The organism is Geitlerinema sp. CS-897, assembly GCF_028368005.1.
Classification (GTDB): domain Bacteria; phylum Cyanobacteriota; class Cyanobacteriia; order Cyanobacteriales; family Geitlerinemataceae; genus Baaleninema; species Baaleninema simplex.
Genome location: NZ_JAQNCQ010000041.1, coordinates 1 through 7,265 on the forward strand (window position 1 = coordinate 1; position 7,265 = coordinate 7,265).

Sequence of the window (7,265 nt, forward strand, 5' to 3'; positions counted from 1 at the left end):
CTGTTCCCCGTTCCCGATTCCCTGTTCCCCGTTCCCCGTTCCCCGTCTTCACTGGTGACTGGTGACTGGTGACTGGTGACTGAAACACTGTTCCCCGTTCCCGATTCCCTGTTCCCCGTTCCCCATTCCCCGTCTTCACTGGTGACTGGTGACTGGTGACTGGTGACTGAAACACTGTTCCCTATTCAAAAAACCATGACCACACATTTCATTACTGCCGAAATCGATTTAACGGAATCTCCGAAGCAACTGCACCAGGACATCGAAGCGGAACTAGAAAAACGCGGCGAACCCTTGCGGTGGGCGGTGACGGAGACAAACCCCGAAACGGGTAAAGCGAAAGTCGAAGCTGTGGTCACGCAAGATCGAAACGCTTGAGTTCGTGACCCGACCTTATACCGTTGTCGCTCTCGTCCCGACGGGAATCGGTGCCGAGATCGGTGGTTATGCTGGTGATGCCATTCCCGTCGCCCGCGCGATCGCCCAGGTGTGCGATCGCCTGATTACTCACCCCAACGTCCTCAACGGCGCTCAATTGTACTGGTCGCAACCGAACGTTTCCTACGTTGAAGGCTACGGCTTAGACCAGTTCGCCGCCGGACGCTGGGGACTTCGCCCGGTGCATCAAAATCGGGTGGGTTTGATTTTGGATAAAGCGATCGAACCCGATTTGCGATTGCGACACCTTCAGGCCGCCGATGCTACCCGCGCGACTTTGGGACTGGATTTAACGGATTACGTCGTCACAGACGAGCCGTTGGGCGTCAGCCTCCGAACGTCGGAAGCGGGTGCTAGCTGGGGAACTCTCGACAACCCCGATAGCTTGCTACGAGCCGCAGAACGGTCGATCGATCGCGCTGGAGCCGAAGCGATCGCTATTGTGGCCCGCTTCCCCGACGAAAGTGGCGACGCCTTCGATCGCTACCGCAGCGGACAAGGCGTCGATCCCATCGCAGGGGCCGAAGCCGTTATCAGTCATTTGGTGGTGCGTCAGTTCCAAATTCCAGCCGCCCACGCCCCCGCTCTCTCTCCGCTTCCCGCCGACCCCAGCGTGTCCCCTCGGGCAGCGGCCGAAGAACTCGGCTATACTTTTTTACCCTGCGTGCTGGTGGGGTTGAGTCGCGCCCCCCAGTTTGCAGACGCCTCGACCGGCGAGGAGGGAATCGTGCGATCGCGCGATATTGATGCGATCGTGGTTCCCGAAACCGCTTGCGGCGGCAGTGCTATCCTAAATTTGAGCCAGACTGCCGCGCGAATCGTGGCAGTTCGCAACAACCAAACGCAGATGCGGGTTCCGCCAGCAGCCCTAGGAATTCGAGCGATTACCGTCAATTCTTATCTGGAGGCGTTGGGGGTGTTAGTCGCCCACCGCGCGGGGATTAGTCCCGCCGCCCTAAGCCCCCATCTGTCCCCGAGCCGTCCACTTTCTTAATTTAGCGTGACCGACCGTCGTTCCCCTCCGCCCGAGACCGAATCTCTAACTCGCACCCAAATTTTAATTGCTATGGGCATCACGGCCATCGTGCTGCTGGCCGTAGCTAAATTGTGGCTGCGATTTGGGACAGTTCAACAACTCCCTTTATACTGGAGTCCGAGCGCGATCGCCTGGGGTGCTGGGCTGAGTGTGGCGATCGTAGCCGCGAGTTCCCTGCTCTATCGCTTGTGGCCGGCGTATCGCCAAAGCGCTCAATTCTATTTGGAACTGGTCATCGCACCTCTGACTTGGCCGGATTTGCTGTGGTTGGGCTTGCTGCCGGGTATGAGCGAGGAACTGCTGTTTCGCGGCGTCATGTTGCCCGCCCTAGGCTCGAACGCTGTGGGATTGACGCTCTCGAGTTTGTGTTTCGGCGCCCTTCACTTGAGCAACGCCAAGCAGTGGCCGTACACGATTTGGGCAACGGTCGTCGGTCTCGTGTTAGGGGGGAGTGCGTTGCTGGCCGGCAACCTCTTGCTGCCGATCGTGGTTCACGTGCTGACCAATTGGATGTCGGCCTGCTTGTGGAAGTGGCGTCAGTCTCAGGCGGTGTGAACGAGTTGAGATCCGGTAAATTTTAAGCGTTAAAGTCTGATGAGTGTAAATCGTTTCGATCGCCTGCCCGTTTTTCTCGATATCGCGACGGAAGCTGCCCTAGCTGGAGGCGCGGTGTTGAAATCCTATTGGGGCAAACTCGACGGCGTTGAGGAAAAAGGACGCTCGGGAGATTTGGTGACGGCGGCGGATAAGGCAGCCGAAGCTCGGGTTCTCGAGGTGTTACGCCGCCACGTCCCCGAACACGGGATTTTAGCGGAAGAATCGGGCAATCTCGGCCAGCAAGCGAGTCCCTTTCTGTGGGCGATCGATCCCCTCGACGGGACGACGAACTACGCCCATCAATATCCCGTGTTTGCGGTGTCGGTGGGACTGTTAATCGAGGGAACGCCAGCGGTGGGGGTGGTGTACAATCCCGCCACCGACGAGTTGTTTCGCGCTGCCAAAGGATTGGGGGCGACTCGCAATCACGTGCCGATGCGGGTTTCGACGACGGACTCCCTGGCTCGAAGTCTTTTGGTAACGGGCTTTGCTTACGATCGCCGGGAAACCGACGATAATAACTATGCGGAATTTTGCTATTTGACCCATCTGACGCAGGGGGTTCGACGGAGCGGATCGGCGTCTGTGGATTTGGCGCACGTGGCCTGTGGCTGTCTCGATGGATATTGGGAACGGGGCTTGTCCCCCTGGGATATCGCAGCCGGAATCGTTCTCGTTGAAGAAGCGGGCGGACAGGTTACGGCTTACGACGGTTCGCCGCTGGAGGTGACCTCGGGGAGACTTCTGGCCACCAACGGCAAAATTCATCGGGAGACGAGCGATCGCCTTCTCGAAGTGCGCCCGCTGGCCAGTTTGCCGGGAGTCGGACACTTAAGCGAGCGATCCCCCGTCTGAAATTAAAAGGTTTAGAGTATATAAAGATAACGCCAGATAAGTATTGATAATCGTAACGGAGGTGGTGACGACAATATGTCGTTATCTTTTGAGATCGAACGCGGACTGTTTCACTTAGACTTTACAGACCATCACGCCATTTTAGGAATTTCCCTCGATGCCGAGCCGAAAGCGATTCGCAAACGCTATCTCAGCATCGCGCGGCGGTTGCATCCAGACGTGTGTAAAGCTGACAACCGGGAACTCGCGCAAGCGCTGCTCTCGAAGTTAGTCAATCCTGCCTACGCGAAACTGTCCAACGAGCGGGAATGGAACGATTACGGGGTCTTGTTGCGGATGACGGCCAAGCGACTGCTGCAAGAACACCAATCGATCGCCTTACAGGACGAACGAGCGCAAGCGTTGATGCGAGAGGAGGGGTTCGAGTCTAAGTATCGCGCGGCGATCGAAGAACTGGCCGGTAGTCAGTATGAGGATCTCGATCGCGTGGTGGACACGATCGGCCAGTTGAGCGAACTCAATTTCGCCTATTTGTTTCGACGGGAACAGCAAAATAAAGGCTGGCCGAAATCGAAGGAGGAGCGACCGAACCGTCCGGTTCCCCCGCCGCCTCCCCCGCGATCGTCGACGGACGCCTTGGTGGACAAGTATTTTCAACGAGCGCAGTCTCTGTTGCAGAGTCAGCGGTTCGCTCAGGCTCGTAAGGAACTGCAAGACGCCCTCAAACTCGACGCTAACAGCAGTCGCTGTCATGGATTGATGGCTCTGGTTTACGTCGAGCAGCAGAAGCAAAATCCCTCGAGCGTGAATTTGAGACTGGCGAACACTCATTTGACGAAGGCGTTGAAACTCGATGCGAAAGATCCCACCGCTCTCGAGGCTCGGAAACAGATTACTCGTATGATGGCGCGATCGGGAGATGGAAAGGCGAAACCGAAAACGAAACCGCCTAAAAAATCCGATCGCGGTGGCGGTGGTCTGTTCGGAATTTTCGGCGGTAAGAAAAAATAACCCGATCTTAACTTGCTTTCGAGACCCTCCACCCCTGAGAATAAAGGTCGGCCAATTTCACGATTGCGTCGGTTTTCGCAAGTCCAACGGCGAACGAACATGACCGTACACCAACCTCCAGCCGGGGCGCGGGATTTACTGCCCCTCGACGTAACTCAGAAACAGTGGATCGAACGGCGCTTGCAGGATGCTTTCCGGCGCTGGGGCTATCATCGGATTATTACTTCGACTCTCGAACGACTCGATACTCTCATGGCAGGGGGCGCGATCGATCGCTCGACGGTCATGCAGTTTCAAGACCCCGACGATGAGACGTTGGGACTGCGCCCGGAGTTGACGGCTTCGATCGCTCGGGCCGCCGTCACGCGCATGGCGGAGTTATCGCTCCCGCAACGACTCTATTACAACGCCAACGTGTTTCGTCGCAATTGCTCGAAGGCTTATGGCGGACAACAGGAATTTTATCAAGCCGGGGTCGAACTCCTCGGAATCGACGGGGCGATGGCCGATGCGGAAGTGCTGCTGCTGCTCGGCGACTGTTTGCGACGGGTGGGGTTACAACGCTGGACGGTGGTTCTCGGAGAAGCCGAACTGACGCGATCGCTCCTCGACCCGTTCCCGGAATCGTACCGATCTCGCGTCCGCGAGGCGATCGCTAGACTCGATCGCGTGGCTGTCGAAACGATGGAGTTGTCGCCGCAACTGCGCGATCGCGCCCTGATGCTGTTCGATTTGCGCGGACGCCCCAAGGATGTGCTGCAACGGTTGGCGAGTCTCGACCTCGACGACGACCGACGCCGCGTTCTCGATAACCTCAAGTCGTTAATCGCGCTCGTCGAGTCGATCGATCCGGAACTCCTCGAGTCGGTGGTTTTGGATTTGAGTCTCATCGAAACGTTTAATTACTACACGGGGATCGTTTTTGAGGTGGTCTGTGAGTGCGAGTCGGGAACTCGTCTGCTCGGAAAAGGTGGACGTTACGATCGCCTGTTGGAACTTTACGATCCTCAACAGCGCCGCTGTCCCGGTATCGGCTTTTCGCTTAACCTCGAAGATTTGCAACAAACGCTGTTGACGGGCGATCGGCTCCCGACCAACACGCCCGCCAGCGATTGGTTGGTGGTGCCGTCGACGCCCCGCGCGCAAGCGGCCGCTTTTTCCTGCGCTCGCGAGTTGCGCCAAGCTTCGGAGTTGGTGCGGGTGGAGCTACTCCTTGAGGAGTTCTCGGACGGCGATCGAGTGCGTCAGTACGCTCGCAGTCGCCGTATTTCCCATCTGGCTTGGGTCACGGAACATGGCGACGTGCAGCAGGAACTGCTCGAGTCTTGATATTGTGAGTTAAGTGTGGTATGTGGGAAGCGGGTAGAGTCACCACAGAGACACAGAGGACACAGAGAAGGCTACGCTACTACGGTTAAACGGGGTTCGGTTTCTGCTGCCAACCCCGTTATGCTGGCTACGCGATCGTATATGTGTTTGATGTTGATTTAAAAATCAATTATTTTAATATATTTCCATTATTTCAGACTGCTATTACAATATCCGAAAAATTTGCTGAAGTCAAGCCTAAAAATGCCGCGAGCGACTAAATTTTTATTCACCACAGAGACACAGAGGACACAGAGAAGGCTACGCTACTACGGTTAAACGGGGTTCGGCTTTTGCTGCCAATCCTGTTACGCTTCCGCAGGAGTTGACAATTTGCTCAATGTATGATATGGAGGCGACAGAAATCCGCTCTCCTGGTATTAAGGCGGGAATTCCGGGGGGATAGGGACAAACGATTTCGGCGCAAACGCGATCGAGACTCTCGTGTAACGCGACGGTTTCCGTTTTGGCGAAATGTGCCTCTCGAGGGGATAACGCTAGCGATGGAATCGGTGGAAACGTCACGGAAGAGACGGTTTCGGTGTTGTGGGGAAGGCGGCGGAGTTTCTCGAATCCCGTCACGAGGCGATCGATATCTTTGAGGGTATTTCCTAGGGTAATGGCAAAGGTCAAATGTTGCAGTTCGGGGAGTTCGCAGGTGACGCCGAACTGTTCGTGAAGGGATTCGTCGGCGGTATATCCAGTCAATCCCCAGTTGGCGACGCTGACGGTGAGGCGAGTGGTGTCGAAGGGTGGGAAACTCTCGAAAATTTCTAAATCGGGAAGTTGCGACAGTCGTTGTCTGGCGAGTTTGGTGAGGGTTAAGGTGTGTTGGAGTAAGTTGAATCCTTCGGTGGCGATTTGATGTCTGGCGGCGTCGAGACTGGCTAGAAGTAAGGCGTTGGGACTGGTGGATCGAACTAAGGATAACGCGCGATCGATCCGTTTGGCTTCGACGCGATTTCCCTTTAAGTGCAACATCGACGCCTGAGACAACGCACTGAGGGTTTTATGGGTCGATTGGATCGCGAGATCGGCGTCGGAGGCGATCGCGGATTTGGGGAAATTTGGGTGAAAGTGGAAATGTGCGCCGTGCGCTTCGTCTACGATCAGGGGGAGGTTACGGCGGTGACAGAGTTGAGAAATTGCTTCGATATCGCTACAAACGCCGTGATAGGTAGGAGAAACGATTAAAACAGCGCAGATATCGGAATGTTGGTTTAAAGCAGCTTCTAAGGTGTTTGGAGTCGTTTTGAGGGCGATATTCCAATGGGGGTGGTATTCGGTTTCGACGAATATCGGAATCGCTCCCGCGAGAATCGTCCCCGAAATCGCCGATTTGTGAACGTTGCGGGGAAGAAGGATTTTATCACCGGGGGAACAGGTGGCGAGGATAGCGGCGATAATTCCGGCGGTAGAACCGTTGGCGAGAAACCAGGTTTGAGATGCGTTGAAGGCGTCTGCGGCGAGGTGTTGCGCCTCTTGGATGACGCCTTCGGGATTGAAGAGGTTATCGAGTTCGGGAAGTTCGGGTAAGTCGGCTTGGAAAACCCTGTTTCCCCACCAGTTTTTGAGGGGTTTGGAAATTCCGTTTCCCTGTTTGTGTCCTGGGAGATAGAAGGCGACGTGGTCGCGTTGGGATTGTTGTTTTAAGGCGTCTAGAAATGGGGTCTGGTATTGCACTGGCTCGATCTTTTTGAGGCTTGGGGTGAGTTTTTTACCACAGAGACACAGAGACTTTTTGGGCTAACAAATCAATCAAAATAGAGTGCTGGCGGGTAGGTTAGGTGGAATGGAGTGGAACCCAACAGCCACCAACTTGAGGAGTTTTCAGAGTTGGCGAAGTTTGAGAGTTGACAGATTTGGAAAGGCGTCGCTGCTAGGTGGGGAAGTTGCAATTTTTCCAGGGTTGTCGGAACGAAGTTTGAGAGTTGACGGATTTTGAGTGTGGGTAGATTTC

General features: G+C 55.5%; 8 protein-coding genes. 6 read left to right on the forward strand and 2 right to left on the reverse strand.

The genetic code is table 11. The annotated features are described in order from the left end of the window. The first annotated feature begins 195 nt into the window (after window positions 1-195). From POG22_RS02140 to POG22_RS02165, 6 genes are all read left to right on the forward strand, one after another. Window positions 196-378, forward strand: coding sequence for a DUF8621 family protein (locus POG22_RS02140; RefSeq protein WP_017659714.1), 183 nt, complete (start codon window positions 196-198; stop codon window positions 376-378). Window positions 379-382: 4 nt separating this feature from the next. Beyond that, the gene (locus POG22_RS02145) at window positions 383-1,432 is read left to right on the forward strand and encodes a DUF3326 domain-containing protein (protein WP_498903366.1); all 1,050 of its coding nucleotides are present in this window, start codon (window positions 383-385) and stop codon (window positions 1,430-1,432) included. 6 nt (window positions 1,433-1,438) lie between these two features. Then, the gene (locus POG22_RS02150; RefSeq protein WP_498903367.1) at window positions 1,439-2,029 is read left to right on the forward strand and encodes a CPBP family intramembrane glutamic endopeptidase; all 591 of its coding nucleotides are present in this window, start codon (window positions 1,439-1,441) and stop codon (window positions 2,027-2,029) included. Window positions 2,030-2,068: 39 nt separating this feature from the next. Further along, window positions 2,069-2,926, forward strand: coding sequence for an inositol monophosphatase family protein (locus POG22_RS02155; protein ID WP_498903369.1), 858 nt, complete (start codon window positions 2,069-2,071; stop codon window positions 2,924-2,926). A gap of 75 nt (window positions 2,927-3,001) precedes the next feature. After that, window positions 3,002-3,937, forward strand: coding sequence for a J domain-containing protein (locus tag POG22_RS02160; protein WP_498903370.1), 936 nt, complete (start codon window positions 3,002-3,004; stop codon window positions 3,935-3,937). Between the two features lie 99 nt (window positions 3,938-4,036). Further along, complete coding sequence (locus tag POG22_RS02165; protein WP_498903374.1) at window positions 4,037-5,266, forward strand: ATP phosphoribosyltransferase regulatory subunit; 1,230 nt, start codon at window positions 4,037-4,039, stop codon at window positions 5,264-5,266. Window positions 5,267-5,566: 300 nt separating this feature from the next. Here the strand turns inward: POG22_RS02165 and POG22_RS02170 are convergent, their stop codons facing one another. After that, window positions 5,567-6,988 (reverse strand): aminotransferase class I/II-fold pyridoxal phosphate-dependent enzyme, encoded by a 1,422-nt coding sequence (locus tag POG22_RS02170; RefSeq protein WP_498903375.1) that lies wholly within the window; start codon window positions 6,986-6,988, stop codon window positions 5,567-5,569. Window positions 6,989-7,059: 71 nt separating this feature from the next. After that, the coding region (locus POG22_RS02175) for a hypothetical protein (protein ID WP_498903376.1) at window positions 7,060-7,265 on the reverse strand (206 nt) is incomplete at its 5' end.

What these genes read in the sequence shown, in the direction of transcription:
- POG22_RS02165 (WP_498903374.1), top strand. Translation starts at nt 4,037, where the DNA reads ATGACCGTACACCAACCTCCAGCCGGGGCGCGGGATTTACTGCCCCTC.
- POG22_RS02160 (WP_498903370.1), top strand. Translation starts at nt 3,002, where the DNA reads ATGTCGTTATCTTTTGAGATCGAACGCGGACTGTTTCACTTAGACTTT.
- POG22_RS02140 (WP_017659714.1), top strand. Translation starts at nt 196, where the DNA reads ATGACCACACATTTCATTACTGCCGAAATCGATTTAACGGAATCTCCG.
- POG22_RS02155 (WP_498903369.1), top strand. Translation starts at nt 2,069, where the DNA reads ATGAGTGTAAATCGTTTCGATCGCCTGCCCGTTTTTCTCGATATCGCG.